Source organism: Sinorhizobium fredii USDA 257, assembly GCF_000265205.3.
GTDB classification, from domain to species: Bacteria; Pseudomonadota; Alphaproteobacteria; order Rhizobiales; family Rhizobiaceae; genus Sinorhizobium; species Sinorhizobium fredii_B.
On sequence record NC_018000.1, the window covers coordinates 3611840 to 3637895 of the forward strand.

A 26056-nucleotide genomic window follows, 5' to 3' on the forward strand; every position below is an offset into this window, starting at 1 on the left:
CTGTCACTGCTGGCTGGCCCAGCAGGCGAATCCCTTCTTCTTCAAGACCTTGCAGGCGTTGACTGCCTTGTTCTGATCGTCGAAGCCGCCGAAGCGCGCACGATACACCTGCGCCGAACCGTCGCCGAAAGCCACCGCGAACGGCTTTGCATCGCGCAGCACCTTGCCGCCTTTTTCCTTGGCATTGCCGAGGAGGGTCATGGCCTGCGCCTTGTCGGCCGTGGCACCGATCTGGATGACCCAGCCCTGCGGTTGTACGTCCGCCTGCAGCTTGGCCTCCGTGCCGGCCGAAGCTTCTGCCTTGGCGACCGAATTGGTGATTTGCGAGTCGACATCGGCGGAGACGGCGGCCTGTCGGGCAAGCTTGGCGCTTTGGGCTTCGAGCGTGTTCGGCGCTGCCTTGGCGGCGAGAACCGGGTTGTCCGAGGCGGGTTCGGCGGCTGCATAGGCCATCTCGACGCTGCCGGCGCTTTCGCCGCTATAACGGAAATCCGGCACCGGGCCGGTATTCGGCAGGTTCGAAGCCGGCGCGGCAACGGGTGCGGCTGCAGCGACCTCGGTCTCGGCGGCGGCCGTTTCCGCGACGATCTCGACCGGTGTTGCCGGCGCTTCGGCGATCAGGTTGCCGTTGCCGCGACGGGAGGCGGCCGGCATATACTTGGCGACCAGCTTGCGCATCTGCGCATCGCGGGAACCGCCGGACGTCCCGCCCATGACCACGGCAACGATGCTGCGGCCATCGAATTGAGCGGAGGTCACCAGGTTGAATCCGGAAGCGCGCGTATAACCTGTCTTGATGCCGTCGACGCCGCGTACATTGCCGAGGAGGCGGTTGTGGTTGCCGATCGTCTGCTTGCCGAACCGGAAGCTGCGGGTCGAGAAGTAATCGTAATATTGCGGGAAATGCTGCCGCAGGGCGAGACCGAGCCGCGCCTGGTCACGGGCGGTCGTCTTCTGCTCGCCATTAGGCAGGCCATTGGCATTGCGATAGGTCGTGCGCGTCATGCCGAGGGCGCGCGCCTTGTTCGTCATCATGCGGGCGAAGCGCTGTTCGGACCCGCCGAGCAGCTCACCAAGCGCCGTCGCCGCGTCGTTTGCCGACCGCGTGACGAGCGAAAGGATCGCCTGTTCCACGGTGATCGACTTGCCGGCACGCACGCCAAGCTTCGACGGCGGCTCCGCCGCCGCCTTCTTGGAGAAGGGAACGGGTGTGGATTTGCTGATCCGGCCGGCCTCGAGCGCCTCGAAGGTGAGATACAGCGTCATCATCTTGGTGAGCGAGGCCGGATAGCGCAGCTGGTCCGCATCCTCGCCATAAAGCACTTTGCCGGATTTCGCATCGACGACGATGCCGGCATATTTCGAATTGGCAAATGCCGGCGCCGAGAAGGCCAAACTGGCGATAACGCCAGCGAGGACAATTCGTCCAGCCCACTTTGAAAGGCCGCCGAGCGGACGTTTCGCGAGATCAAAAAAAACGGATCGAGACACTGCGCTGCTCTTCATTCTTATGTCGTGGGTGTCGTCCGGAGACCGTTTCCGGATGCGACCGTTCCCGAGACAGTATCGGGATAGCGTTACCAATCGGTTTATGATGAATGATTGGTTTCCGGGGCTGGTCGTTTGTTCGGGAATGGCATCCGCTGGCCGCATCGGCGAGCAGGTGCGTCGACCACGACTCTGTGACAAATTCACGGCACGAGTCGGTCCCGAATGAATCTTTCCATCGACGCGTCGATTGCCTGCCAATCCGGCAGCAACCTTGCCGAGAAACGGTAGAGAATGGTGAGATCTTTGCCCGTGTGAAAGTCTCGCTGGCAATCGGCGCTTGTCGAGGCCGCTGGGCTCTCCGGCAGGAGGCAGCGCAGGACGAACGGCGGACGCCCGGGTCGAGGGGCAGTGAAGAAGACCTCGCCGCCATAGCTGGAACTCGGCTTGGCTTCGTATCTGGTCAGCCCGGCCGGGCCGGGTTGCGGGTCGCTCTCCAGGACGTGGCGATAGATCGGCTCGAGCCTCCCGGACATGTCGCGTGACATCGTGCTTTGGGCGGCCTGTATGAAGATCAGCTTTTCCGGTTGGTCGACATTGTTAAATACATGACGGGTCTCGTCACTGTAGCCCTCAAGCGCCGGCCAGGTGAGATAGAGGTCGACACGCTCGGCGACCCCAGTGGCGCGCTGACTCTCGAAGCGTATGGCGTTGGCCGGCAGGCGCAGGTGGTCCCCTCCGATGAAAATATCGAAGCTACCGCGACTGGAAGTGTGTCCGCCGCGCGCCAGATTCTCGCCGAACCACTGACTGGACAGGGAAATGGCCAATACGAGCGTCGCCAGAAAGCCGACGATCGCCGTGATCTTGTAGGCGAAGCGCGGCGAGAGAAGCGGGGCAAGTTCCGGCTGGGGACTCAGGGGCGTGTTCACGAGAGGCGCCGTCCGTTGCGATGGCGTGGCGAATTAAGATGGCGCGCTCGTCCGCCCTGCAGTCTGATGTCGAGGGCGGGGGCGCCCCCTGACGCTCGCTCAGCATGGTTAATTTTCGGTGAAGCGCGGCGCCGGGTCTCGCACCCAGAAATAAGGACCGGTTCCGGGGACAAACGGAACCGGCCCGAGGGCTTGGTCTGGACGGGGACAAGGACTGACCGAAGCCCGGGTCGCATGGTGATAGCCGGGGGTTCTGCTTACTCGGTGCGGATCGTACCGACGGCAACGGCGCGGCCATCCTGCAGCTTCACCCAGCGTCCGGCATTCTCCGAGGACTGGCGCTTCAGAAAGGTGTATTCGGTCTCCGACCACAGCAGGACCTTGCTGCGCATATTGTCGAGGATGAAATCGCCGCGATCGGTGCGCACCGTCAGGACCGCGTGGCCGTCGCCGTTCTGCTGCAGGACGACGGTGATCAGGAGGTCGGCTGGGGAGAAGCCGCTCTCGATCAGCTTGCGGCGCTTCAGGAGGACATAGTCCTCGCAATCGCCAACGACGTCCGGATAGGACCACTTCTCTTCCACGCCGTGGATTTCCATGTCGGTCATCGGCGTGATGGCCTGGTTGATCGCGTGGTTGACCGCGAGAATTGTCTTCCAGCCTTCGCGCGTCAGTACCGCCGGGCCAGGATCAGCTGTTGCGAAGCACTCGGACGAATGGCCCTTGCAGAACTCGTAATGGCCAACCGGCGGGTTCGTCGAGCCGCCCACGGTCATGTTTGCCGGAAGGGCGTGGGCCGGGCCGGCCAGCAAGCCTGCTATCAGAGCCACGGCGGCGATCGTCTTGGCGATTGTCTTGTGCATGTTTGTCTCCCCGTTGTGGTTCGACAATGGCACAGAGATTTTTATCGCCGGCGAAGATACGAGGTAAAAACAAGTACAAATTAGAACAGCTTAAGAATAAAATTAGAATATAATTTAAGTCGAACAAGAATAAAATTTGATTCAAAATTTAGCAATCAAGGTCACGGATGGATATCGGCGTCGCGTATCCGTTTGAAATATATCGATTTTTACGGGGAGGGTTCGAGCGCGCGCTGCGCATCACACCGCACGGCCTCGGTCGTCCGACCGGGAATGAGCCAAACGGTAGCGATAAAGTTAATCGGCGGCGCACTTGTCGTAACCGGCGATTAACCAAAGAATATTTCCGATCCAGCTCGGCGCGGCTGACGCCAATACAGGAAGGTGGCGTGCAATTCGCAAAGTGAGCTGTAGCGATGGAGGCGCGCTCGGACAGGCGAGGTGTACGGTTCAGGGGAAAAGGAAGGAGGGTCCAGAATTCAGCGCCGCCTCAGAGGTCGGCGTGGGTCGTATCGCTCCGGACTTAGAGGAACTCGGTCAGCGACTCGCGCGCCTGGATTCCGGAAAACTCGATCGCGACGCCCTCCTGGAAATGGCGCACGATCCTGCCCTTCATGCCATTGCCGAGCCTGACCGCCGTTCCTATGGCGGGACGAATGTCGATATCGACCGCTGCGCCCGAGAGCGAAAGGTCGATGATGCGGCAAGTATACTTCTCGCCGCTGTCGACGGTGAGCTCGGTCACGATCTTGCGTGGCGCAAGCCGGTCGTGGCGCCGGTCTTCGGGCAGTCCGAGTTCGTGCTTGTTGGCGATCCAGGTGAGCTGCGCGGCGAGCTTCTCGCGTTTGCGCTCGGTGGCGTTCAACTGGATGACGAACGCATCCTCGGCGAGCCTTGAGACGGTGCCTTCGAGTCGGCCGACATGATCGATATAGGCAATGATGCGCTCACCGGCGCGCGGGCGGGCGGCAGACGCAAAAAGGACGTCGCCCGGCGACATGTCGACCGCAGTGCATTCATATTCGTCGCGATTGGCAAGCATCAGCCGCCCTGTGAGATTTACGGAAACGCGCTGAAAGGCGTTCTCCTGGTGTGGCCTCGGGCCGCTGTTTTGGGCGTGCTGAAACGAGAACATGGTCACTCTGCGATCGACGTATGCTTGCACGCGGAAGTATAGGTCTCGCCGGTTAATAGAAGGTTCGTCAGAAGTCCGGATCCAATCGCAAGTCAGCCGCTTTTCCCGCCTTCGAGGATACGCAGATGCAACAGCTTCCGATTGTCCCCTCCGCGCCATCCTGCAACGCTGACTTTTGTTCCTGAGGATTGGGGCCGATCGAGCGGAAAATTCCGTGAAGTATCGGGAAGGCTGAGGCCGGTTGCGACAAGATGAGTGAGCGGTGTCATGTGCAGCCATCCCGGGCGGGACAGGGGGGATAGCGCGCCGAGCAGCCGATCGTTCGTGCCGTCGGACGACGCGAGCGGCGCAAGCAGCAGTTCGACCTCGAGCTCTTCACCGGCTTCCGTGGCGCCGCTCGCATATAACAGCAGGGGCGTCAATTGCGTCATCACCTGGTCGGCGGTACGGGCGACCCCGTCCGCATCCGAGTTCAACCAGAGGTCGGCGATTTGCCGGTCGCGCAACTCACGACCGAACAGCGCGCAGACCCGGGTGCCTGCAAGACGAAAGTTGATGCCGCCGCTTGCCCGTCTTTGAAGAATGAACAGATCCGGCAGCAGCGAACGGATATGCGACGGATCGATTTCGTCCCGGCGGGGAAGGTCGCGATCTCCTCGGGCGGCATTCCAGTATTGGAACAGCTTCATTGTTGTTCTGCTGTGCATATGGGCGGTTCACTTCCTTATTGAGCGGGTCGGCTGTACCGGAGTGATACAGGCGGCGCGCTCTCGCTCGGTCCCTGGAAACGACGGAGCGATTTCCGTGCCACGCCGGAATTAAGGTTAATGATCGGTTTCGCTTGCCCGCGAGGCTGCCGGCTGGCATTCCGTCGCTATCACTTCACGAAGGGTTGCCTTCGGCACATCGACTGGAGCACTGGAATTGGGCTCGGCGGCCGTTCAGTTTTTGCTGGACGGCCTTTTTTGTTTGCTTATCCCTTTGCGCGCCGTCGCCGGCATTCGTCCGGTCGACCGAGGCACGACCGCCGGTGGTGTGTGAGCAGGAAGAGAGCGATGGAACAGGATCAGCCGGCGACATCGGTCGATGGCGACAGCACGGCCGCCCGCAGCCGGGAACCCGCCTTCAACCTTCCACGCGGCCTGAGCTTCGTTCTGCTGTTCCTGATCGCAATCCACGCGATCAGAACCTACCTTTTGTCGGAAGCACTGGATCAGGAAGTCATCCTGAACTTTGCTTTCCTGCCGGCGCGCTACACGATTCCGCTTGGTGAGCAGGGTCTCGTCTGGCTCTGGACACCCGTGACCTATTCCTTTCTCCACGGCAGTTGGGAGCACCTGATCTTCAACATCTTCTGGATGGTCGCGTTTGGAGCGCCGGTCGTGCGGCGCATCGGCATTGCGCGGCTGGCCATCTTCTGGTGCCTATCGGCAGCGGCGGCCGTTGCCCTGCACGTCGTCTTCCACTGGGGCGAGATGGCGGTGGTCATCGGCGCTTCCGGTGTCGTCTCCGGTTTCATGGGCGCGGCGGCGCGCTTCGTCTTCTCGCCGAGCGGACGCATCAGCCGTCAATTCGCCCATCTCAATCGGCGCCTTTCCCTCACGGAAACGCTCGCAAACCGTTCCGTGTTGGTCTTCACCGGAATATGGTTCCTGACCAACTTCCTCGTCGGACTCGGCCTGTTTTCGATGGGAGGGGCGGGAAGTGTCGCCTGGGAGGCGCATATCGGCGGTTTCCTCTTCGGTTTCCTGCTGTTCCGCCTGTTCGATCCGCGTGACTAAGGCCGCATCCGGCCTGTTTGGCGAGTGATGGATTGTTTCAGCACCAGGACCATCGTGATGGTCAGTTGCCCAGAAGAGACCGAAGGACGCTAGGCGAAGGCTTGATTTCATTGGAGTACTGACGCACCATTCACCACGGTCGCCGATCATCCGATCGGGAAGCGGCCGCTGAAAGGCCGGGTATCGGGCGGTTTCGTGTGGAGGCACGAAGGCTATATCGGGTCAGGTTCCTGCGGCCGTCTGTGCGCAAAGCATCGCCACGAGCGTCTGGATGCGAGCGTAGCGACTGATACGGCCTGAACCACGTCCCGCGAGCCCGGAATTGTCGCAACGGGAGATGTGTGCATGTCAGTTAAAGCGATTCTCAACGAAAAGGGCCGCAATGTCGTAACCGTGACGCCTCAGGTGACGGTGCAGCAGGCGGTAACATTTCTCCACGACAATCATATCGGCGCAGTCGTTGTCGTCGATGCGGATGATTGTATTGTCGGCATTCTCACCGAACGCGACGTCGTCGCCTCCATCGCCAAATATGGCGCCAGCTGCCTCGACAAGCCGGTTTCCTCGGTTATGTGGCAGAACGTCTATTGCTGCGGCGAGGAAATGACCGTGCAAAGCCTGATGGAGATGATGAGCAAATTCCGCGCGCGCCATCTCCCGGTCGAAAGCGAGGGCCGCCTGGCCGGCATCGTGTCGATTGGCGACGTGGTGAAGTATCATATTCGCGCCATCGAGCGCGAGACCGAAGAGATCAAGGCGTATATTGCCGGATAGAGTCGAGGGGGTGGCGCCGCCCACCCCCATCGCGGGTCGTAGACACGCGCAATGGACAACCTCTCCAATCTTTCCAGAATGCTGTGCCGCGCGGCGACTATCGGATGAGTGCTTCCTGCATTCGCTTGATCTCGGCGAGCTTGGCCTTCGCCTCCAGGTAGCCGCGTTCGATCGCTTCACCGGCGCGGTGAAACTCCGACAGTCCGATGTCGTTCAGCTTCGGATGGAGCGCCAGATCCGGCGGATCGCCGGCCAGACGAGCGCGCGAAATGCGGTCCTGGATGATGTTGAAGGCCTGCACCATGACGCTCGTCATGCCGAGGCGCGCCGAATAGGCACTGCCCGTCCTGGCGGGGGCATCGAGGGCTTCCATACCGGCGCTGTGCTTGACGACGGCGGAACGGCCATAAAGATCGTAGTTAAGGTTGACGGCGACGACGAGCTGCTGCTCGTAAGCGCGGCAGACCGAGACGGGAACGGGATTGACGAGCGCGCCGTCGATCAGGGTGCGGCCATTCGCATGGATCGGCTCGAAAATCCCCGGCAGCGCGTAGGACGCGCGAATAGAGGTGATCAGCGACCCCTTCTCCAGCCAGACCTCGTGGCCGCTGTGAACTTCGGTGGCGACGGCGATGAAGGGGCGGTCGAGTTCCTCGATGCTGATATGTTCGAGATGCTCCTGCATGCGTTTGGTGAGCCGCAGGCCGCCGAACAGGCCGCCGCCGCCGATCGCGAAATCGAGCAGGCTGGCGATGCGGCGGACGGTCAGGGACCGGGCGAAGGCCTCCAACTCGTCGAGCTTGCCGGCGAGATAGCAGCCGCCGACGAGCGCACCGATGGACGTGCCGGCGATCATGCCGACCTCGATACCCTCTTCATCGAGCGCTCTCAATACCCCGATATGCGCCCAGCCGCGTGCCGCGCCGCCGCCGAGTGCTATCGCGATCTTCGGCTTCGCAGGAAGTGGGACTGGTTCAGGGGGGTGGTCGTCAGCGATGTGCCATTAGGGCCGGACAGGTCGGCTATCTGGTTGTTGCGCGTAAACGTCCAGTTCAACATCCGGCACCTCCAACACCGCCGAACCAATATGCGCGCGTCTTGTAGGAGACCCTGCCAAGCCGGCGATGGTGCCGGCCTTGTCCACATTCATAGCTGAAAGGCTGGCACCAGGATTTGAGATATAGCACCGAACCTGTCGCCAATGCGGCCGGCCCAGTAAACATTGGATACAAGTTGCAGCACATTTCGGCACGCCGCAGTTACCGCAGGAACCAACTTTACGTTTAATGATTAGGCGCCCGTTTAGTTTCTAAAGAATGAATATAACACGGAGATGTGCGAAGAAAATCCAGATGCTGCGGGCTGGACCTATCTTTCGGCGTAGATCTGTGCCGGATCGAAAAGTCTGCGCTCATCCGCAAGCGTTACTCTCGCCTGACCGTCCTCGAGCCCCACCGTGCGGTAGAAGCAGGAACGGCGTCCCGTATGACAGGTTGCGTCGTGGCCGGCCACGGTCACCTTCAGCCAGATGGCGTCCTGGTCGCAATCGGTCCTGATTTCCTGGACCGTCTGCACGTTGCCGGAGCTTTCGCCCTTCTTCCACAGGCTGTTGCGCGAGCGGCTGTAGTAGTGGGCGATGCCGGTTTCGATTGTCAGTGCCAATGCTTCGGCATTCATATGCGCGACCATCAGCAATTCGCCGTCGCGGGAGTCCGTCACGACGGCCGTGACCAAACCTTTCTCGTCGAAGCGGGGCGTAAAGGCCGAGCCTGTTTCCAGTTCGGCCTTGTCGTTTGAGGGAGCAGCAAAAGTAAGCGTCATCGCGAAAGCTCCACTACAGCGCCGTGCGCCTTTTCAGGCACCCAGTGCTCGCTGCACCTTGAACTGCGGCATGCTTTCCATTCGAGGAAGCATGCCGCGGCGGAGCTTACTTGAAGCCCCTCAACATGGTCATGAAACGGGCCTGCTCGGCCGGCTCTGTCTTGAAGGCACCGGTAAAGGTGGTCGTCAGTGTTGTCGCGCCCTGCTTCTTGATGCCGCGCATCGCCATGCACAGATGCTCGGCCTCGATCATCACAGCGACGCCGCGCGGAGCGAGCGTCTCGTCGATGGCCCTGGCGATTTGCGCCGTCATCGACTCCTGCGTCTGCAGGCGCCGCGCATAGATATCGACGACACGGGCGATCTTGGAGAGGCCCAGGACGCGGCCGTTCGGCAGATAGGCGACATGCGCCTTGCCGATGATCGGCACCATGTGGTGTTCGCAATGCGAATAGAACGGGATGTCCTTCTCGAGGACGATGTCGTCGTAGCCGGAGACTTCTTCGAAGGTCCGGCCAAGCACGTCCTCGGCGACGAGGTCGTAGCCGCCGAAAATTTCCCGATAGGATTTGACGACACGCGTCGGGGTGTCCTTCAGGCCTTCTCGGGTTGGGTCTTCGCCTGCCCAGCGCAGCAGTACGCGAACAGCTTCCTCGGCTTCTTTCTGCGTCGGCCGACCACTGGTGTCGTCGAGCACAGGGAAATTCTTTACTATGGCGTCCATATGGCCTCTTTTGAGCAATCCGGGATTGCTGACGTTTTATCTTTCGGACAACTCGCCATTGGCCATTCGCCTATCCCTGCAGGCTTGGGTTCCGTTGGCGGGCTCCGGGGCTTTCCGGTCCTGGCTTAGCAGTGCACTGGACCGTCCGGCACGGTTTCCCAAACAACAGGCGACACTTATCCCCTTGCGGAACTGTCACCCCAACACGACATAGCATATAGTATGGTGCCACATGGATGAAAGAGGCCCAACGGAGCGCGTCGTGCTTTTTTCCCCTCTACCGGAGAAAATCATGCGCCGATCACTCAAAACCGCGAAAAACCAGCCGGATCGCGTCAAATGATGGATGACATTTATAACAGCAGGATTCTCGAATTCGCCGGCAACATTCCCCGCATCGGCATGCTCGCCGATGCGGATGCTGAAGCTGCCGCGCATTCGAAGCTCTGCGGGTCGAAAGTGCGGATCTGGCTGAAGATGGACGGGGACGTCGTCACCGATTTTGCCCACGACGTGAAGGCCTGCGCACTTGGTCAGGCATCCTCCTCGATCATGGCCCGCCATGTCGTCGGCGCGCAAGCGGCGGAAATCCGCAAGGCGCGCGAGGACATGCTGGCGATGCTGAAGGCGGACGGAGAGGGGCCTGCCGGCCGCTTCGAGGACATGCGCTTTCTGATGCCCGTTCGGGACTACAAGGCGCGCCATGCCTCGACGATGCTTACCTTCGACGCGGTTGTCGACGCGATCGGCCAGATCGAGACGAAGCGCCTCGCAACGGCAGTGTGAAATATGTGCGGAAAGCCGCAGTCTGACCAGGTTCTTGGACGTAGCCGGACCGACATCGCCGGCAGCGGCCGCAATTGGTCCGGGCCGTTCCGCAAGACGCCTGGCCGGCTTTTTGGCATGGCCGCCATCCGCGCCTACCAGCTGACGCTGTCGAGTTTCATCGGCAATTCGTGTCGGCACCTGCCCACCTGCTCGGAATATGGCTTCGAGGCGATCGCCCGGCATGGTCTCTGGGCCGGGGGGTGGCTGACGCTGTTTCGCGTCGTGCGCTGCGGACCCGGCGGGACGCATGGATTCGATCCGGTACCGGAGATGGTTGCGCCGCGCCAGCTCTGGTATGCGCCATGGCGCTTTTGGCAGCGTCGGCGAAAGGATGCGTGAGCGTCATGACGATCCCGATGGAATATCGGCAGGCGTCTGCCGACTTTGACCGCTTCATCCTCGATGCGCGCGACACAGCCGGTCTACAGACGACCAATCAGGCCTATACGATGATGCAGGCGGTGCTTGAGACCTTTCGACGCCGCCTGGACATTTCCGAAGCGCTGCTCTTCGCCAGCGTATTGCCGCCGGTGCTGCGGGCGATCTTCGTCGCGGATTGGGATCTCGAGGAGCCGACGGTGCCTTTCTCGGGCCGCGTTGCGATGACCCGGGAGGTTCAGGGGTTTCGCGGCAATCACAATGTGTCGCCGGATTCGGCCATTGCCGACGTCGCCGCGGCGCTCCGGCGGAACGTCGATGAAGTGAGGCTGGATCGCGTGCTTTCGCGGCTTCCGCAGGGCGCCGTGGATTTCTGGCGGGCGTAATTTCGGAGGGGGAATGAAGAGCTACGTCGCGCTGCTCTATAGCATCATATTGGGGGAGGGCCGGCGTGTCGTAATGGCGGATCTTCGCCAGATGGCGGAGCGGCTCGGCTATCGCTCTCCGCGTACCCTTGTCGCCACCGGCAATCTTATCTTCGAGGCGCCGGTACAGCCGCTTGCAGACATTGAATCGTCGCTCGAGGAGGCATTTTTGGAGACGTTCGGCCGGCATGTGGACATCATTGTCCGCTCCGCCGACGGCTGGCTGAAACTCGCCGCCGACAATCCGTTTCTGGCAACAGGCGAGGAGGACCCGACCAGCGTTCACATTCGCGTAATGCGTTCGCCGCTTGCGCCGGACGTGCTCGATGGACTCCGGAGCTACTGTTCGAGAGGCGAACGCGTCGCGATCGTCGGCGGCGATCTCTGGGCGGATTTCGGCGGCAAGGCGAGCGAGTCTAAACTGCTCGGCGCTGTGACGACGAAACGGCTGGGCATCGGGACGTGGCGCAACTGGAACACGGTCAAGGGTTTACGCGCAATGCTTGGCGGTTGAGAGGCCGGCGCGCCTTTACTCGTCAGCCAAAAACCTTTATCAGGCCCGCGTCAATTCACCGGCCCGGTCGGCAACCATACCACCCGCATTCGTTGGCGGGACTGGATAGGAGATCATGATGTCGCATTTCGTTTCCCTTACATTCCCTGATGGCTCCGTCCGCGAGTTCGCCGCCGGCACGACCGGCCGCTATGTGGCCGAGTCGATCTCGAAGTCGCTGGCCAAGAAGGCTGTGGCAATCGCTCTCGACGGCGAGCTGCGCGACCTTTCCGATCCGGTAGCCGGCGGCAAGATCGAGATCGTCACGCGCGAAGACAAGCGCGCGCTGGAGCTTATCCGCCACGACGCGGCCCATGTGATGGCCGAAGCCGTGCAGGAATTGTGGCCGGGAACGCAGGTGACAATCGGTCCCGTCATCGACAATGGCTTCTACTACGACTTCGCCAAGAACGAGCCCTTCACGCCCGATGACCTGCCCGTCATTGAGAAGAAGATGAAGGAGATCATCGCGCGCAACCAGCCCTTCACCAAGGAGATCTGGTCGCGCGACAAGGCGAAGGAGGTCTTTGCCGCCAAGGGCGAGAGCTACAAGGTCGAGCTCGTCGATGCGATTCCCGAAGGCCAGGACCTGAAGATCTACTACCAGGGCGATTGGTTCGACCTCTGCCGTGGGCCGCACATGGCCTCGACGGGCCAGATCGGCACGGCTTTCAAGCTGATGAAGGTGGCTGGCGCCTATTGGCGCGGCGACAGCAACAATCCGATGCTGACCCGCATCTACGGCACTGCCTGGCATACGCAGGAGGAGCTCGATCAATATCTGCACGTGCTCGCCGAAGCGGAGAAGCGCGACCATCGCCGTCTCGGCCGTGAGATGGACCTCTTCCATTTCCAGGAAGAAGGTCCGGGCGTCGTCTTCTGGCATGGCAAGGGCTGGCGCATATTCCAGAGCCTCGTCGCCTATATGCGGCGCAGGCTCGAAGTCGACTATCAGGAGGTCAACGCACCCCAGGTCCTCGACAAGTCGCTCTGGGAGACCTCCGGTCACTGGGGCTGGTACCGCGACAACATGTTCAAGGTGACGGTTGCCGGCGACGAGACGGATGACGACCGGGTCTTCGCGCTGAAGCCGATGAACTGCCCCGGACACATCCAGATCTTCAAGCATGGTCTGAAGTCTTACCGGGAACTGCCTGTGCGGATGGCCGAATTCGGAGCAGTGCACCGCTATGAGCCGTCCGGCGCGCTTCATGGTCTGATGCGTGTGCGGGGCTTCACGCAGGATGACGCGCACATCTTCTGCACTGACGAGCAGATGGCCGCCGAATGCCTGAAGATCAACGATCTGATCCTCTCCGTCTACGATGACTTCGGTTTCAAGGAAATCGTCGTCAAGCTTTCGACGCGGCCGGACAAGCGGGTCGGCTCCGACGCGCTCTGGGATCGCGCCGAAGCGGTGATGACGGATGTGCTGAACACCATCGAGGCGCAATCCGAGGGCCGCATCAAGACCGGCATCCTGCCGGGCGAGGGCGCCTTCTATGGGCCCAAGTTCGAATACACGCTGAGGGATGCGATCGGCCGCGAATGGCAGTGCGGAACGACTCAGGTCGATTTCAACCTGCCGGAACGGTTCGGGGCCTTCTACATCGACAAGGATTCCGAGAAACGCCAGCCGGTGATGATCCATCGCGCCATCTGCGGTTCGATGGAGCGTTTCCTAGGCATTCTGCTGGAAAACTATGCCGGCCATATGCCGCTGTGGATCTCGCCTCTGCAGGTGGTGGTCGCAACGATCACCTCGGACGCGGACGATTACGGCCGCGAGGTCGCGGCGCGTCTGCGTGAGGCCGGGCTTACCGTCGAAACCGACTTCCGCAACGAGAAGATCAACTACAAAGTCCGCGAGCATTCGGTGACGAAGGTTCCGGTGATCGTCGTCTGCGGCAAGCGCGAGGCGGAGGAGCGTTCGGTCAATATCCGTCGGCTCGGCTCGCAGGCGCAAACGGCGATGACGCTGGAGGAGGCGGTCGCTACGCTGTCGAGCGAAGCGATGGCGCCGGATCTCAAACGCAAGGCGGAACGGAGCGTCAGGGCTGCCTGAGGCTCCGGGTCGTTCGAGCTTCTGAAGTGTGATGGCGCGCGACAGATCGGACGTGCGTCATCAGGCCCGCTAGAAATCAACGGCCTTCCCCACGGTGATTGCCTGACGCTGCGTCAAGCTAACCGCAATCCAGTCAGTCCTGAGCGTGGGCGTTCGCGGTCTCGTCGAGCGCATCATTGCCGTTGAGCAATACTTCCACATCCGTGTTGACGCCTGCCTTCACGGCAAAGTCGCGCTGGTAGATCTTGTCCTTGTTGCGTGCCACGGCCGTGTAGCTGCCTTCCGCGAGGACGAGCGTCGGAAAGGCCCCGACGCTTTCGCTGACGACGTCGCCCGAGGAGGTCAGGATCGACCAGGCGGTATCGGCGATCGCCTCGCCGCCGGGTTCCGAGACGAGCTTCAGTGTGAGCTTCGCGGCGCGATGTTGGATCGTTGCTTCGGTCAGCTTGCCGGCTTCCACCTGGATGTCGGCGCGGATCACCGCATTGACGGAGCCGTAGTCGGAGACGACGTGATAAGTGCCGGCGCCGAGCCGGACCACCGTGCTGGGCTTCACGTCGGCGACGATCAGGGCGCGCTCGCCATCTTCCTTCACATCGGATGAGAAGATCGAAAAGCTGAGTTCGGCCGGTGGAATGCGCACGTCGCTGCCGGAGACGGCGTTCAGCATGACCCCGCCGGCGTCCAGCACCAGAACCTGTTTGTCCAGCTCGCCTTGATCGGGCACACGAATCTTGCGGGTAGCTGCCGCGCGACCGAAGGCGACATTGACGAAATATTCGCCGGGCACGAGATTGAAGGCCGTGGAGCCGCCTTCGGAGGTAGCCAGCAGCGGAAGCTTGCCGTCACCGCCGGGAATGGGACTGAAGACGCGCCAGGTCAGGCCCGACTCCACCGGCTGGCCCTTCGTGGTCAGCAGCGCTTCGAGCTTCACATCCTTCAGTTCGCCATTCTGTGTAGGGTCGCTGACGAGTGGATTGAAGCTCGTGAGTTTCGGCATCTTTCGACTGCCGGAGATCGACGGAAAGCTCTCGAAGGCGTCGGTCGCGTCTTCCGCCGCGGCTCGCTGCGCACCGGAACCGGCGAGCGTAATCGCCAAGGCGGCTCTCAGCAAAATACGAGTGCGGATGCGCATGAGTACAGTTGACTTCCTGACTGCGTGACTCCACTTGAGACGCCGGTATGGCATTTTCGTGGCTGTCGATCCGGCGGCAAGGTAGTGGAATTCGCTCGATATGAAAACCGAAATTAAGCTCGTTGACTATCTCACTTCCCGCAGGTCGATTCCGGCCTTCCAGATGGGGCCGCCGGGACCCGGCAAGGCCGAGGTAGAGGAGATGCTGCGGCTCGCCTCCCGCGTGCCGGACCATGGAAAACTGGCGCCCTGGCGCTTCATCGTCTATCGCGGCGAGGAGAGGGCGCGGATCAGCGGCGAGTTGAAGAAGATGGCACTTGCCGCCAAGCCGGATCTCTCCGAGGAACTGATCAAGGTGGAGGAAACGCGGCTGACGCGTGCCCCCGTCGTCGTCGCGGTCGTCAGCAGGGCTGCACCGCATTTCAAGATTCCCGAATGGGAGCAGATGATGTCGGCCGGTGCCGTGTGCCTCAATCTGTTGATGGCAGCAAACGCGCTCGGCTATGCTTCCAACTGGCTGACCGAATGGTACGCCTTCGACGAAAAAGCTTATCCGCTGCTGGGCGTGGCGCCCGGCGAAAGGATTGCCGGCTTCATTCACATCGGCACGGCCATGGTGCCGCCGACCGAGCGCCCGCGGCCGGAACTGGCCGAGATCGTCACCTGGGTCGGGGAAGACGCCTGATGTTCTACGAAACGGCTACCAATCGGCACGGCTTGCCGCACGATCCGTTCAAGGCGATCGTGTCGCCGAGGCCGATCGGCTGGATCGGCACGCGCGCCACGGACGGTTCGTTGAACCTCGCGCCCTATTCCTTCTTCAATGCGATCAGCGACCGGCCGAAGCTCGTGATGTTTTCATCGAGCGGCTACAAGGATTCCGTGCGTAACATCGAGGCGACCGGTGAGTTCACCGCAAGCTTCGCCAGCCGCAACTTGAGCGAGGCCGTCAACACGAGCTCGGTGGCGGCGCCGCACGGCGAGAGCGAGTTCGAGATCGCCGGACTGACGCCGGTCGAGGGAACGCTCGTCAAGGCGCCTTTCGTCGGCGAGGCCTTCGCCGCGCTCGAATGCCGGATGACGGAGCTGTTCCGGCCGAAGGGCCTCGATGGAGTGATCGCCGACGCCTATGTGGTCATTGGCGCGGTTGTCGGCATCCATATCCGCGACGAGGCCATACGCGACGGACGCTTCGACGTGACGACCGTCAAGCCGCTCGCCCGCCTCGGCTATATGGATTACTGCGATGGCGGCGATGTCTTCCAGATGGTGCGGCCGGTTCGCTAGGCTCTAGGATTTGGGCAGCGCCCCTGCTGCGGCGAGAAGATCGATCTGCTCTGGCGAGCGGGTGGCCACGGCCGAGAAGCCGTTCTCGAGGCTGTTGGTCCAAATCCGTAGCACCGCTGCTTCGTCGACGGCATCGGCGGGCAGCATATCGTAAGCCGCGATGCCGGCCTCGCGCGCCCGGAGCACCGCCGCGGCGCGACCGGCGCGGACGACGGCCGGCACATCGCCCGTCCCGGTGACGCGGTGGCAACCGCAGGCTTCCGCGAGGGCCGAGGCGTCGAATAGCAATGCGGAAAGGCGCGGGGAAACGCCTGCCATCGAGTGCGGCGAGAGCACGCTTTCGGCAACCGTGGCATATTCCGCCAGCAAGGCCGTTCGGCCCTGGCAGATGCCTGCGGCCGCCTCGGCGACTTTCAGCATTACGTCGAGCTTCTGGATATCGGCCGGTCCCCGGCACGCTGTCAGCACGACGCCGTCCATCTCGGTGAGGAGCGCTAAGAGGCCGTCTTCATCGATTGTTTCGGCCGGCCCGATCCGCGCGAGAACGAGGCAGGCTGCTTTCTTGCCGGGCCATCGCAGGCTTGACCGCGTTTGAGGCGTCGTCGCATCGACAACGATCCCTTGAACGGCCTCCAGCATCATCGCCGCCGGAAGCTGCTCGCCTGCTGCAAGATACAGAAGAGGCTTCATAGTTTGCGCGCGGTTAACGGACATGGTGAACCAATCTTAAACCTTTGACCGCTAATATTCGGACATTGGGGCTGATGGGTGTCTAGTGGGGCATAGGTGATCATACAAGCATTTCTTCGCTGGGTCGAAACGGCGAGAACCGGCGATCGCGCGCGCGCCGCCAGTGCGCTGGGCCGAGCCTATGCCCAGGCCGAGATGAACGGCCTTGATCGGCATGCCGCCGAAATGGCGATGACCTTCCTGCTGGACGATCCCTCGCCAAAGGTCCGCCTTGCGCTCAGCGAAGCCCTGGCCGATAGTCCGACGGCGCCGCGAGCGATCGTCAGGGCGCTCGCAGAGGACCAGCCCGAAATCGCTTTCGCGGCAATCGCCCGTTCGCCGGTGCTTACCGATGCGGATCTCGTCGACCTCGCAGCGCGCGGCACGGCCGAGACGCGTGCGCTGATCGCGGCGCGGGGCACTGTTTCTTGCTCCGTCGCCGCTGCGATCGCCGAGATCGGCGACGAGGAGGAAGTCTCCATTCTCCTCGAAAACACCGGCGCCTTGCTCTTGCAGGGTTCACTCAGGAGGATCGCCTGCCGCCTCGGGCATGCTGCGGCGGTGCGTGACCGGCTGCTGGCGCGCGCCGACCTGCCGAGCGACGCGCGGCATGCGCTTGCCGAAAAGATCGGTGCGGCGCTCTCGGCTTCCGGGCTCGTCCAGGCGGTGATCGGCTCGGCTCGCGTGGCGCGCGTCATGAGAGAGGCATGCGATGCAACCGCCTTGGCCATGACGGCAGCCGGCTCGCCGAACGACTTGTCCCGGATGGTCGCCCATTTGCGCGAGACCGGACGCTTGACTCCCGCCTTCCTGATGAGCGCGCTTTGCAGCGGTGCGACGGAATTCTTTATCCTGGCGATCGTCGATCTTTCGGGCCTGTCGGAGAAGCGCGTGCGCTCGATCCTGTCCGGGGGCCGCCTCCACTCGATTCGCGCTCTCTTTGAGAGTGCCGGCCTCGCGCGCGATGTCAGCGAAGCATTCGCAGAAGCTGTCCTGTATTGGCAGGCTCAGGCGGGCGAGGGCGCGCCCGCGTCGCTCGCCGCTCTCCTCGAACGCCTTCGCCGGAGGCCTTCCTCGACGTCGGCCTCCGTCGCCGAATTGGTGGAACGACTGGGCTTTGCCGAACAACGGCAAGTCGCGCGGAACTATGCCCTCATTGCCTCGCGCCAGGCAGCCTGATCGGCAACTCAGTTGCCGAACCGGCGCGCCACCCAGGAATAGCCGTCTTCCATGTAATGCACCGGGGCACTGACGATCGCTTGCAATTTCTGGCGGTCCGGCACCGCGCCGCCGAGCCATGCCAGAGCTCGCTTCGGCAGGCCCGGCTTTTCCTCGTGCATTGCCGGGGGCGTTGCCGCTTGCGGCGCCGGTGTGTTGGGCTCCGGCGCGATCTTGGGAGCCGGCGCAGGTTCGGCGGACGCCACCATGCCGGTCCCGGACGTTTCGCAAACGGCGACGACCACCGGGTAGTTCTTGTTGGAGAACTTCGGCGGTTCCTTTTGCGATTCCGTGTCGCACAGGGCGATCGACGGCCAGGTGCCGTTCACGGTCGAGATGTAGTGGCATTTCGTGACATTGTCATCGCAACCGAGAATGGTCATGACGATCAGGGCGGCTTTCATGTCTTGGGTCCGTTCAGAAGACTGTTGCCCCTATGTTATGGAGCTTCGATTGTTTCCGAAGTAGGGCAAAGTTTCGCATCGTGAAACAAATTGTTTCGACCCGTCACTCGGATTGATTGCAACTCTCCTGCGCCGTTTGACGTATTGGCACCGTTCGTCATCGAAGTTAGTTTTCCTCCCGTTGATCTCTCTAACGACATGATTTGCGTCGAGGCATGGAATGACCGAAATCTCTATCGCCGAGGAACCGCCGCGCCAGCCGGCCATCCTCCGCCTGCTCGAACTCTCAGACGCCTATGCGGCATCGCTTTATCCGGCTGAGAGCAACCATATGGTCGATCTCTCGACTCTGGAGCGGCCCGGAGTGTCCTTCTTCGTCGCGCGAGGGAACGGCGAGATCGTCGGCTGCTGCGCGCTGGTGGACGCCGGCGACGGGACGGCGGAGATCAAGCGGATGTTCGTCGATCCGCAGGCGAGGGGACTGAAAGTCGGCAAACAGCTTCTTGCTGCGCTGGAAGCCAAGGCGGAAGGGTTGGGCCTGACCGCGATCCGCCTCGAAACCGGCATTTACCAGCCGGAAGCGATCGGTCTTTACAGATCGTCCGGTTATGTCGAGCGTCCGCCCTTCGGCGGCTATCTGCCCGATCCGCTGAGTCTGTTCATGGAGAAGGCGCTCGGGCAGACCGTCTAAGCGCGTTACAGCCTGTCAGATATCCAGATTGTCCGCAAAGACGGCGCGCTCCTGGATGAAGCGGAACCGGGCATCGGCCTTCGTTCCCATCAGGTTGTCGACGGCTTCGCGCGTGCCCTCGAAATCGACGTCGTCGATCTCCACCTTGAGCAGGGTCCGGTTGGCCGGATCCATGGTCGTTTCCTTGAGCTGAGCGGGCAGCATCTCGCCGAGACCCTTGAACCGACCGATCTCGACCTTGCCGCGGCCGTTGAACTCGGTGCGCATCAGCTCTTCGCGATGCGCGTCGTCGCGGGCATAAAGCGTCTTTGATCCTTGGCTCAACCGGTAAAGCGGCGGCACGGCGAGATAGAGGTGGCCGCCGCGAATGAGTTCCGGCATCTCCTGATAGAAGAAGGTGATCAGCAGTGAGGCGATATGTGCGCCGTCGACGTCCGCGTCGGTCATGATGACGACGCGCTCATAGCGGAGATCCTCCTCGCGGTACTTCGACCGCGTGCCGCAGCCGAGCGCCTGGACGAGATCGGCGATCTGCTGGTTGGCGCCGAGCTTCTCGCGGCCGGCGCTGGCGACGTTCAGGATCTTGCCTCGCAGGGGCAGGATCGCCTGATTGGCGCGGTTGCGCGCCTGCTTGGCCGAGCCGCCTGCCGAATCGCCCTCGACGATGAAAAGCTCCGCGCCTTCCGCCGTGTTCTGCGCACAGTCGGCCAGCTTGCCTGGCAGGCGCAGTTTGCGCACCGCAGTCTTGCGGTTGACTTCCTTTTCCTTGCGCCGGCGGACGCGCTCTTCGGCGCGCTCGACGACCCAGTCGAGAAGTTTTGCGGCTTCGGCCGGATTGTCGGCGAGGTAATGGTCGAAGGGGTCTCGAAGCGCGTTTTCGACGATGCGCTGCGCCTCGACCGTCGCCAGCTTGTCTTTCGTCTGGCCGACGAATTCCGGTTCGCGAATGAAGACCGAGAGCATGCCTGCCGCCGAGATCATCACGTCGTCGGTGGTCACGATTGCGGCCCGCTTGTTCTGGGTGAGCTCCGCGTAGTTCTTCAGGCCCTTGGTCAGCGCGATGCGCAGTCCGGCCTCGTGCGTGCCGCCTTCCGGCGTAGGGATCGTGTTGCAATAGGAGTGGATCTGCTGATCGCCGCCATACCAGGTGACCGCCCATTCGAGCGAGCCGTGGCCGCCGGCCTTTTCCGATTTGCCGGAGAAGATCTCGCGGGTGACGGTGAATTCCTTGCCGAGCGTCGCGGCTAGGTAGTCCTTGAGGCCGCCGGGGAAATGGAACACGGCCTTGTCGGGAGTCTCCGAACCTTCCAGCAGCAATGCCGGATCGCAGGACCAGCGGATTTCGACACCGCCGAAGAGATAGGCCTTGGAGCGGGCCATGCGGAAGAGCCGCGCCGGCTCGAAGCGGGCATGCGGACCGAAGATTTGCGGGTCCGGATGGAAGCGGACCCTCGTACCACGGCGATTGTGCACCTCGCCGAGTTCTTCAAGTTCACCCTGCGGAATGCCGCGGGAGAAGCGCTGGCGGTAGAGTTTGCGGTTTCGCGCCACCTCGACCTCGAGCGAGTCCGACAGCGCGTTGACGACGGAGACGCCGACGCCATGCAGACCGCCCGAGGTCTCGTACGCCTTGCCGTCGAACTTGCCGCCGGCATGCAGGATCGTCATCACCACTTCGAGGCTCGATTTATTGGGGAACTTCGGGTGATTTTCAACCGGAATGCCGCGGCCGTTGTCGGTCACCGTCAGGAAGCCGTCGGCGTCGAGGTTCACTTCGATGAAGTTCGCGTGGCCGGCGACGGCCTCGTCCATCGAGTTGTCGATCACCTCGGCAAAGAGATGGTGCAGCGCCTTCTCGTCCGTTCCGCCGATATACATGCCCGGCCGGCGACGCACCGGTTCCAGCCCCTCGAGGACCTCGATCGCGGACGCGTCGTAGTCGCTGCCGTCGCTGTTGCGGGGCGCCGGCCGCGATGCATCGTTGCCGGCGGCAGGCGCGGCCGGCTTGCGCGGCGCGGCGGTATCGGCCGGCTTCGGCTGCAAAGGCATGGCGGAAAAGAGATCGCTGCTGTCGTCCATGGGTTGGTTAGATCATTCCTGTCGTCTGTGTCGGCAAGGGCATAGCAAGACCGCGGCGCCGTCGCTATCCCTTGCCGGGCGAATCATCGAGATTCTGCCAGAGTCTTGGGGAAAGCGCGAACAAAAGGCGAATTTTCGTATGCTCGAAGCCGATAACGCGGTGAATTGCGGCTTCAGTGTTGCGTAGCGGAGGTGCGAGTGGCAAGGCATGGGCCGAACCAGGGAGCCCTTGGGTGTCTATGTCCACGATTGTTTTCTCTGTCGGGTGCCTGCTTGCCGCGGTGCTTTTTCCAGGCATTACCGCTTCCGCCGAAGCCGAGCCGTTACGGCCTTACAAGGATGCGTTGTTCGGCTACCCCGGAGTTCTGCGGGAGGAGGATGGCGGCGGTTTCCGTGTCGTCGATTATCAGGAACTCAGGGATATCAACGGGCGCGATCAGATTCCGGAGCGACGCGTCAAGCGGTCCTATGTGTCGCTTGGCGTGAAGAGTTCGCAGGCGGACGAGACGCTGGATCTCGGCGGTCGTTCTCTCGACGTCACGCGCGTTGGTCCGGATCGCGGCGCCGCGTTTACGGTCATCTTCATCCATGGGCGCGGCGGTGACCGGCGCCTCGGTGCCAACGACTTCTCCTTCGGCGGCAATTTCAACCGGCTGAAGAATCTGGCGGTCGGCAATGGCGGCACTTACTATGCGCCGAGCGTGCGCTCCTTCGATGCGGCGGGCGTGGCGGACGTTGCCGCGCTGATTCGTTCTGCCGCCGAGCGGTCCGGCGGCCGGCCGGTGGTGCTGTCCTGCGCGTCCATGGGCAGTTTCATCTGTTGGGGTATCTCGCGCGACCAACAGGCAGCGGCGATGCTCGGCGGCATGATGGTGATGGGCGGCGTCGCCGACCCGGCGTTTGAAGAGAGTGCCGCTTACAAGGCAAGGCTGCCGGTCTTCTTCAGTCATGGCAGCAATGACAGCGTCTATCCCGCCGAGGCACAGGTTGCGCTCTATCGCTCCCTGAGGAACAAGGACTATCCCGCTCGCTTCGTGTTGTTCGAAACCGGTTCGCACGGCACGCCGGTGCGCATGACCGACTGGCGGGATGCGCTGAACTGGATTCTCGAGCGTTGAGCTCTCGCGGTCGTCGTTGGAACCCTGGAATGAGCATCGACAAATTCGAACATTGGTGGCGGACGGAGAAGCGGCCCCGCGGCGCGATCTCGCCCGACGACTATGAGGATCGGCTGGGCACCGTCGCGCCGATGGCGTACCTGCCCTTTGGCAATGGCCTTAGCTACGGCGACGTCTGCCACAATGATCGCGGCACGCTGATCGACAGCGCCAAGCATGGCCGCATACTGGCCTTCGACCCGGGAACCGGGGTGATCACCTGCGAGGCCGGCGCTACACTCGGCGACATTCTCGTCAAAGCGATACCGCATCGCTTCTTCCTGCCCGTGACGCCGGGAACGGGTCTCGTCACGGCCGGTGGCGCCGTCGCCAACGACATCCACGGCAGGAACCATCATGCCCGGGGCTCTTTCGGCAATCACGTCCGGCGGCTGACGCTGCTACGTTCGGACGGCGAACGCCTGACCTGCTCCGCCGAGGAAAACGCCGAGCTCTTCACTGCCACGATCGGCGGAATGGGACTGACGGGGCTGATCCTCGACGTCGAGCTGCGGCTGATGAAAGTTCCGTCGCCGCACGTCCAGCAGCACGCGATCCGCTTCGAAAATTTCGCCGATTATTTCACCCTCATCGATCGCGTTGGTGAGGAGCACGAATATTCCGTCGCCTGGATCGATCAGCTTGCGACCGGTCGCCGGGCGGGCAGGGGTGTGCTCTGGGCTGCCGACCACGCCGACGCATCTTGCGAATATCCGGACATACCCAAGGGACCGAAGGTCGCGTTTCCCTTGTCTCCACCGTTCAACCCGTTGAATTCCGTGATGCTGAAGGCGCTTAACGGATTCCGCTTTCGCCGGGAAAGGCCGGGGGAAACGGTTTCGACAGAGACATGGACGTCCTACTTCCATGCGATCGACCGGCTCGGTGCCTGGCACCGGCTTTACGGGCGCCAAGGGCCTTGTCAGCACCAGAGCGTCTATCCGGCCGAGAATGCGAAGCAGACCACGATCCGCCTCTTGGAGACCGCGCGCAGGCACGGCCACGCATCCTTCCTGACCGCTCTGCACCGTTTCGGAGACGCGGCAGGTCGAGGGCTTCTCTCCTTCCCCCGGCCGGGCTTTTCCCTTACCATGGACTTCGCCAATCAGGGCGAAGCGACCGTCAGATTGCTCGACGCGCTCGACCGTATTGTCATCGAGGTCGGCGGCGCGGTGAACCCGAGCAAGGATTTTCGCATGAGTCCCACAGCCTTCGAGGCCTCTTTTCCGTCGTGGCGAAAGCTCGAAGCATTGCGCGATCCGGCAATGGCCTCGGATTTCTGGAGACGCACCGCGCTCGCACTCAACAACTGAGAACGGTCAACGCCTCAGTCCCCGTATGTCCATGTCGAACTCGACGACGTTGGAATAAATGGGTGTGCCGACGTCCATGCCATAGGGCGCACGGCGGATGCTGCCGCGGATGGTGAAGGAGATCGAGCGTTTGTCCCAGTCGGTCAGGGTGACGGCGAAGCGTTCCTTCCGCGTCTTGCCGCGCGCCGTCAGCGTACCCTCGACGGTCGCCCTATCTGGTCCGGTCTGTGTCACGCTGGTGGAGCGGAAGGTCACCGTCTGATAGTTGGCTGTGTCGAAGACGGCGCTGGACCGCAAAAAATTCTCGATGCGGCGCTCTCTCGCCCTGACACTCTCCGGATAGAGCGTGAACTCGACCGACGACCGCCCGACATTGCCGCCGTCTATCCGGAATCTGCCTGAAAACTTCGCAAAGTTGCCGGCGATGCCGCCGCCGCCCGTCTGCCCGACAGTGAACTGGATGCGCGAGGAACTGGTGATGCTGTAGCTGCCAGCCGCGTCCGCAAGGGACGGGGCCTGCGCGCGAGCCGGCAGAGCGACAGTGATCAGTGCGAAGGTCGCCTTCAGTGCAAGGTTGCGTGGAGCGATCATGGATCATTTCCTTCCAGCAACGGCTTCATGGGTTTCTCGACCATCGGCTGCGCCCGCATTACTCGACCGTAAGCCGGAGCGCAGCATGCGGATCAATACCGCGTCGCCTCGGACGAACTGGTGGTAGAGCGCCGCCGCAGCGTGGATGGCCACCAGAGCGAGCATGACATAGGCAAGCAGTGCGTGGGCGAAGGCCCAAAAAGCTTCCGAGCTCTCCGATTGCGGCAGCGGCAGGTGCGGAATGACGAGGATGTCGAAGTAGAAGCTCGGGATGTTCAATGTCGAGGCGGAGGCGACAGCCCAGCCGGCCAGCGGCGTCAGAAGGCCGAGGATGATCAGCATCCTGTGCGTTTCGCGCGCTGCGGCATGTTCAAGCGGGCGGAGTCCTGGGACCGGCGGCGGGGTTCGTTCCGCCAGCCACCAGATTGTTCTCAGGAGCGCGAGCCCCAACGCGGTGAAGCCGAACGACTTGTGCCACTGATAGAGCGAGAACTGCAGCGCCGGATCGATCTCGGTGCGCCGCATGACGAAACCGATCAGCATCAGGCCGAGGATGAGCAGCGCGATCGTCCAGTGCAGGACGATCGTTACCGTTCCAAAACCACTCTCGCTATTGCGCAGCATTGGACGACTTAACCAACTCGCCTGGGAGTGCCGGTGGGCTGTTTCCGCTGACGTGAGACGCTCGAAGCCGCGGTTTTATTCGGAACGTTGCTGTCCAAATTCGCCCCGGCATCGGGCGTCACTAGCGCGTCACCCGTACTGCTGGCCGTTGGTCGGACCGGAATTTGCGTGCCAGGTGCTTTCAATTGCCCTACCGATTTGCTAGGCCGCTTGCCCAAGAGGCCTGATCCCGGAGGAAGTTTCATGACGCCCGATATCCGCCCGCTGGTTGCCGGCAACTGGAAGATGAATGGTACGCGTGCTTCGCTGGACCAGATCAAGGCAATGGCCGAGGGCGTCAAGGGCGAACTTTCCGCCAAAGTGGAGACGCTGATCTGCCCGCCGGCGACGCTGCTTTATGTTGCAACCGCACTTTGCGACGACAGTCCGCTGATGATCGGCGCTCAGAACTGCCACCAGAAGCAGTCGGGCGCCCACACGGGCGAGATTTCCGCTGAGATGATCGCCGATTGCTTCGGCACGCATGTCATCGTCGGCCACTCCGAACGCCGCACCGATCATGCCGAGACCGATGCGCTGGTACGGGCGAAGACCGAAGCCGCCTACGTGGCGGAACTCGTCGCCATCGTCTGCATCGGCGAGACCGAAGAAGAACGCAAGAGCGGCAAGACGCTCGACGTCCTGAGGCGCCAGCTCGCCGGAAGCTTGCCGGATGGCGCGACAGCCGAGAATACCGTGATCGCCTATGAGCCGGTCTGGGCGATCGGCACGGGCCTGACGCCGACGGTGGGAGATGTGGAAGAGGCGCATGCCTTCATGCGCAGTGAACTTGTCTCGCGCTTCGGCGCCGAGGGCGGCAAGATGCGCATCCTCTACGGCGGCTCTGTCAAGCCATCAAATGCCAAGGAACTGATGGGCGTCGCCAATGTAGACGGTGCGCTGATCGGAGGCGCCAGCTTGAAAGCGGAAGACTTCCTCGCCATCTACCGGGCCTATGAAGAATTGACTGCGTGATCGCCGCGTCGGGCTGGCAGGGGCTTGGAATAGCCGCCTGCTTGGTA

At 62.3% G+C, this 26056-nt stretch carries 27 protein-coding genes and 1 pseudogene; 14 read left to right on the forward strand and 14 right to left on the reverse strand.

The features are described 5' to 3' along the window. Positions 1 to 3: 3 nt before the first annotated feature. The 5 genes from USDA257_RS16775 to USDA257_RS16795 form a co-directional block, all read right to left on the reverse strand. Complete coding sequence (locus USDA257_RS16775) at positions 4 to 1512, reverse strand: D-alanyl-D-alanine carboxypeptidase (RefSeq protein WP_041415346.1); 1509 nt, start codon at positions 1510 to 1512, stop codon at positions 4 to 6. A 179-nt stretch (positions 1513 to 1691) separates the two neighbouring features. Continuing rightward, positions 1692 to 2420, reverse strand: coding sequence for a hypothetical protein (locus tag USDA257_RS16780; protein ID WP_014764147.1), 729 nt, complete (start codon positions 2418 to 2420; stop codon positions 1692 to 1694). Between the two features lie 257 nt (positions 2421 to 2677). Further along, positions 2678 to 3283: a transglutaminase-like cysteine peptidase gene (locus USDA257_RS16785; protein WP_014764148.1), complete on the reverse strand. Its 606-nt coding sequence runs from the start codon at positions 3281 to 3283 to the stop codon at positions 2678 to 2680. 523 nt (positions 3284 to 3806) lie between these two features. Further along, a complete protein-coding gene (locus tag USDA257_RS16790) occupies positions 3807 to 4418 on the reverse strand; it encodes a PilZ domain-containing protein (RefSeq protein WP_041414312.1) in 612 nt (203 codons plus the stop codon). Between the two features lie 92 nt (positions 4419 to 4510). Beyond that, positions 4511 to 5107, reverse strand: coding sequence for a PAS domain-containing protein (locus tag USDA257_RS16795; protein ID WP_048657399.1), 597 nt, complete (start codon positions 5105 to 5107; stop codon positions 4511 to 4513). Positions 5108 to 5473: 366 nt separating this feature from the next. On the opposite strand from USDA257_RS16795, the gene USDA257_RS16800 reads away from it, so the two are divergent. Both USDA257_RS16800 and USDA257_RS16805 read left to right on the forward strand, forming a co-directional pair. Further along, positions 5474 to 6199, forward strand: coding sequence for a rhomboid family intramembrane serine protease (locus USDA257_RS16800; RefSeq protein ID WP_014764150.1), 726 nt, complete (start codon positions 5474 to 5476; stop codon positions 6197 to 6199). A gap of 345 nt (positions 6200 to 6544) precedes the next feature. Beyond that, the gene (locus tag USDA257_RS16805; RefSeq protein WP_014764151.1) at positions 6545 to 6973 is read left to right on the forward strand and encodes a CBS domain-containing protein; all 429 of its coding nucleotides are present in this window, start codon (positions 6545 to 6547) and stop codon (positions 6971 to 6973) included. Between the two features lie 97 nt (positions 6974 to 7070). Here the strand turns inward: USDA257_RS16805 and USDA257_RS16810 are convergent. From USDA257_RS16810 to folE, 3 genes and pseudogenes are all read right to left on the reverse strand, one after another. Next, a pseudogene (locus USDA257_RS16810) lies at positions 7071 to 8032 on the reverse strand (patatin-like phospholipase family protein). Positions 8033 to 8341: 309 nt separating this feature from the next. Next, the gene (hisI, locus tag USDA257_RS16815; protein WP_014764154.1) at positions 8342 to 8794 is read right to left on the reverse strand and encodes a phosphoribosyl-AMP cyclohydrolase; all 453 of its coding nucleotides are present in this window, start codon (positions 8792 to 8794) and stop codon (positions 8342 to 8344) included. 106 nt (positions 8795 to 8900) lie between these two features. Continuing rightward, positions 8901 to 9518 carry a GTP cyclohydrolase I FolE gene (gene folE / locus USDA257_RS16820; protein ID WP_014764155.1) on the reverse strand — a complete coding sequence of 206 codons (618 nt, stop codon included), beginning with the start codon at positions 9516 to 9518 and terminating at the stop codon, positions 8901 to 8903. Between the two features lie 339 nt (positions 9519 to 9857). On the opposite strand from folE, the gene USDA257_RS16825 reads away from it, so the two are divergent. From USDA257_RS16825 to thrS, 5 genes are all read left to right on the forward strand, one after another. Next, positions 9858 to 10304, forward strand: coding sequence for an iron-sulfur cluster assembly scaffold protein (locus USDA257_RS16825; RefSeq protein ID WP_014764156.1), 447 nt, complete (start codon positions 9858 to 9860; stop codon positions 10302 to 10304). A gap of 3 nt (positions 10305 to 10307) precedes the next feature. Next, on the forward strand, positions 10308 to 10685 hold the full coding sequence (yidD, locus tag USDA257_RS16830) for a membrane protein insertion efficiency factor YidD (protein ID WP_014764157.1): 378 nt from the start codon (positions 10308 to 10310) through the stop codon (positions 10683 to 10685). Next, positions 10682 to 11110 carry a DUF2267 domain-containing protein gene (locus USDA257_RS16835; RefSeq protein WP_196777084.1) on the forward strand — a complete coding sequence of 143 codons (429 nt, stop codon included), beginning with the start codon at positions 10682 to 10684 and terminating at the stop codon, positions 11108 to 11110. Before yidD ends, USDA257_RS16835 begins: the two co-directional genes overlap by 4 nt. 13 nt (positions 11111 to 11123) lie before the next feature. Continuing rightward, the gene (locus USDA257_RS16840; protein WP_014764159.1) at positions 11124 to 11663 is read left to right on the forward strand and encodes a DUF1697 domain-containing protein; all 540 of its coding nucleotides are present in this window, start codon (positions 11124 to 11126) and stop codon (positions 11661 to 11663) included. Positions 11664 to 11781: 118 nt separating this feature from the next. Beyond that, a complete protein-coding gene (gene thrS, locus USDA257_RS16845) occupies positions 11782 to 13767 on the forward strand; it encodes a threonine--tRNA ligase (protein ID WP_014764160.1) in 1986 nt (661 codons plus the stop codon). A gap of 133 nt (positions 13768 to 13900) precedes the next feature. Here the strand turns inward: thrS and USDA257_RS16850 are convergent, their stop codons facing one another. Beyond that, positions 13901 to 14902, reverse strand: a complete 1002-nt coding sequence (locus USDA257_RS16850; RefSeq protein WP_041414314.1) for a hypothetical protein — start codon at positions 14900 to 14902, stop codon at positions 13901 to 13903. Positions 14903 to 15002: 100 nt separating this feature from the next. Between USDA257_RS16850 and USDA257_RS16855 the strand changes: the two genes are divergently transcribed. Together USDA257_RS16855 and USDA257_RS16860 are read left to right on the forward strand one after the other, a co-directional pair. Further along, positions 15003 to 15587 (forward strand): nitroreductase family protein, encoded by a 585-nt coding sequence (locus tag USDA257_RS16855; protein ID WP_014764162.1) that lies wholly within the window; start codon positions 15003 to 15005, stop codon positions 15585 to 15587. Then, complete coding sequence (locus USDA257_RS16860; RefSeq protein WP_014764163.1) at positions 15587 to 16189, forward strand: flavin reductase family protein; 603 nt, start codon at positions 15587 to 15589, stop codon at positions 16187 to 16189. The genes USDA257_RS16855 and USDA257_RS16860 overlap by 1 nt, the downstream gene beginning before the upstream one ends. A gap of 3 nt (positions 16190 to 16192) precedes the next feature. On the opposite strand, the gene USDA257_RS16865 is transcribed toward USDA257_RS16860, so the two are convergent. Then, a complete protein-coding gene (locus USDA257_RS16865) occupies positions 16193 to 16903 on the reverse strand; it encodes an aldolase/citrate lyase family protein (RefSeq protein ID WP_014764164.1) in 711 nt (236 codons plus the stop codon). Between the two features lie 72 nt (positions 16904 to 16975). Between USDA257_RS16865 and USDA257_RS16870 the strand changes: the two genes are divergently transcribed. Beyond that, a complete protein-coding gene (locus tag USDA257_RS16870) occupies positions 16976 to 18097 on the forward strand; it encodes a DUF2336 domain-containing protein (RefSeq protein WP_014764165.1) in 1122 nt (373 codons plus the stop codon). Positions 18098 to 18105: 8 nt separating this feature from the next. Here the strand turns inward: USDA257_RS16870 and USDA257_RS16875 are convergent, their stop codons facing one another. Next, complete coding sequence (locus tag USDA257_RS16875; RefSeq protein ID WP_014764166.1) at positions 18106 to 18540, reverse strand: hypothetical protein; 435 nt, start codon at positions 18538 to 18540, stop codon at positions 18106 to 18108. Positions 18541 to 18760: 220 nt separating this feature from the next. On the opposite strand from USDA257_RS16875, the gene USDA257_RS16880 reads away from it, so the two are divergent. Then, positions 18761 to 19231, forward strand: coding sequence for a GNAT family N-acetyltransferase (locus tag USDA257_RS16880; protein ID WP_014764167.1), 471 nt, complete (start codon positions 18761 to 18763; stop codon positions 19229 to 19231). Positions 19232 to 19246: 15 nt separating this feature from the next. On the opposite strand, the gene parE is transcribed toward USDA257_RS16880, so the two are convergent. After that, positions 19247 to 21310 carry a DNA topoisomerase IV subunit B gene (parE, locus tag USDA257_RS16885; RefSeq protein WP_041414316.1) on the reverse strand — a complete coding sequence of 688 codons (2064 nt, stop codon included), beginning with the start codon at positions 21308 to 21310 and terminating at the stop codon, positions 19247 to 19249. Positions 21311 to 21549: 239 nt separating this feature from the next. Between parE and USDA257_RS16890 the strand changes: the two genes are divergently transcribed. Together USDA257_RS16890 and USDA257_RS16895 are read left to right on the forward strand one after the other, a co-directional pair. Next, positions 21550 to 22428: a phospholipase gene (locus tag USDA257_RS16890; protein ID WP_080605617.1), complete on the forward strand. Its 879-nt coding sequence runs from the start codon at positions 21550 to 21552 to the stop codon at positions 22426 to 22428. A 29-nt stretch (positions 22429 to 22457) separates the two neighbouring features. Then, on the forward strand, positions 22458 to 23780 hold the full coding sequence (locus USDA257_RS16895; RefSeq protein WP_014764171.1) for an FAD-binding oxidoreductase: 1323 nt from the start codon (positions 22458 to 22460) through the stop codon (positions 23778 to 23780). 6 nt (positions 23781 to 23786) lie between these two features. Here USDA257_RS16895 and USDA257_RS16900 read toward each other — a convergent pair whose 3' ends face one another. Together USDA257_RS16900 and USDA257_RS16905 are read right to left on the reverse strand one after the other, a co-directional pair. After that, positions 23787 to 24371, reverse strand: coding sequence for a YceI family protein (locus tag USDA257_RS16900; RefSeq protein ID WP_014764172.1), 585 nt, complete (start codon positions 24369 to 24371; stop codon positions 23787 to 23789). Between the two features lie 3 nt (positions 24372 to 24374). After that, positions 24375 to 24995: a cytochrome b gene (locus USDA257_RS16905; RefSeq protein ID WP_014764173.1), complete on the reverse strand. Its 621-nt coding sequence runs from the start codon at positions 24993 to 24995 to the stop codon at positions 24375 to 24377. Between the two features lie 243 nt (positions 24996 to 25238). Here USDA257_RS16905 and tpiA point away from each other — a divergent pair, with 243 nt between their 5' ends. Beyond that, complete coding sequence (tpiA, locus tag USDA257_RS16910) at positions 25239 to 26009, forward strand: triose-phosphate isomerase (protein WP_014764174.1); 771 nt, start codon at positions 25239 to 25241, stop codon at positions 26007 to 26009. Positions 26010 to 26056: the final 47 nt, after the last annotated feature.

Bases quoted from the DNA above. Each gene is read 5' to 3' on its own strand.
- USDA257_RS16785 (WP_014764148.1), bottom strand. From the start codon at position 3,283: ATGCACAAGACAATCGCCAAGACGATCGCCGCCGTGGCTCTGATAGCA.
- USDA257_RS16790 (WP_041414312.1), bottom strand. From the start codon at position 4,418: ATGTTCTCGTTTCAGCACGCCCAAAACAGCGGCCCGAGGCCACACCAG.
- USDA257_RS16795 (WP_048657399.1), bottom strand. From the start codon at position 5,107: ATGAAGCTGTTCCAATACTGGAATGCCGCCCGAGGAGATCGCGACCTT.
- USDA257_RS16800 (WP_014764150.1), top strand. From the start codon at position 5,474: ATGGAACAGGATCAGCCGGCGACATCGGTCGATGGCGACAGCACGGCC.
- USDA257_RS16805 (WP_014764151.1), top strand. From the start codon at position 6,545: ATGTCAGTTAAAGCGATTCTCAACGAAAAGGGCCGCAATGTCGTAACC.
- hisI (WP_014764154.1), bottom strand. From the start codon at position 8,794: ATGACGCTTACTTTTGCTGCTCCCTCAAACGACAAGGCCGAACTGGAA.
- folE (WP_014764155.1), bottom strand. From the start codon at position 9,518: ATGGACGCCATAGTAAAGAATTTCCCTGTGCTCGACGACACCAGTGGT.
- USDA257_RS16825 (WP_014764156.1), top strand. From the start codon at position 9,858: ATGATGGATGACATTTATAACAGCAGGATTCTCGAATTCGCCGGCAAC.
- yidD (WP_014764157.1), top strand. From the start codon at position 10,308: ATGTGCGGAAAGCCGCAGTCTGACCAGGTTCTTGGACGTAGCCGGACC.
- USDA257_RS16840 (WP_014764159.1), top strand. From the start codon at position 11,124: ATGAAGAGCTACGTCGCGCTGCTCTATAGCATCATATTGGGGGAGGGC.
- thrS (WP_014764160.1), top strand. From the start codon at position 11,782: ATGTCGCATTTCGTTTCCCTTACATTCCCTGATGGCTCCGTCCGCGAG.
- USDA257_RS16850 (WP_041414314.1), bottom strand. From the start codon at position 14,902: ATGCGCATCCGCACTCGTATTTTGCTGAGAGCCGCCTTGGCGATTACG.
- USDA257_RS16855 (WP_014764162.1), top strand. From the start codon at position 15,003: ATGAAAACCGAAATTAAGCTCGTTGACTATCTCACTTCCCGCAGGTCG.
- USDA257_RS16860 (WP_014764163.1), top strand. From the start codon at position 15,587: ATGTTCTACGAAACGGCTACCAATCGGCACGGCTTGCCGCACGATCCG.
- USDA257_RS16865 (WP_014764164.1), bottom strand. From the start codon at position 16,903: ATGTCCGTTAACCGCGCGCAAACTATGAAGCCTCTTCTGTATCTTGCA.
- USDA257_RS16875 (WP_014764166.1), bottom strand. From the start codon at position 18,540: ATGAAAGCCGCCCTGATCGTCATGACCATTCTCGGTTGCGATGACAAT.
- USDA257_RS16880 (WP_014764167.1), top strand. From the start codon at position 18,761: ATGACCGAAATCTCTATCGCCGAGGAACCGCCGCGCCAGCCGGCCATC.
- parE (WP_041414316.1), bottom strand. From the start codon at position 21,310: ATGGACGACAGCAGCGATCTCTTTTCCGCCATGCCTTTGCAGCCGAAG.
- USDA257_RS16890 (WP_080605617.1), top strand. From the start codon at position 21,550: ATGTCCACGATTGTTTTCTCTGTCGGGTGCCTGCTTGCCGCGGTGCTT.
- USDA257_RS16895 (WP_014764171.1), top strand. From the start codon at position 22,458: ATGAGCATCGACAAATTCGAACATTGGTGGCGGACGGAGAAGCGGCCC.
- USDA257_RS16900 (WP_014764172.1), bottom strand. From the start codon at position 24,371: ATGATCGCTCCACGCAACCTTGCACTGAAGGCGACCTTCGCACTGATC.
- USDA257_RS16905 (WP_014764173.1), bottom strand. From the start codon at position 24,995: ATGCTGCGCAATAGCGAGAGTGGTTTTGGAACGGTAACGATCGTCCTG.
- tpiA (WP_014764174.1), top strand. From the start codon at position 25,239: ATGACGCCCGATATCCGCCCGCTGGTTGCCGGCAACTGGAAGATGAAT.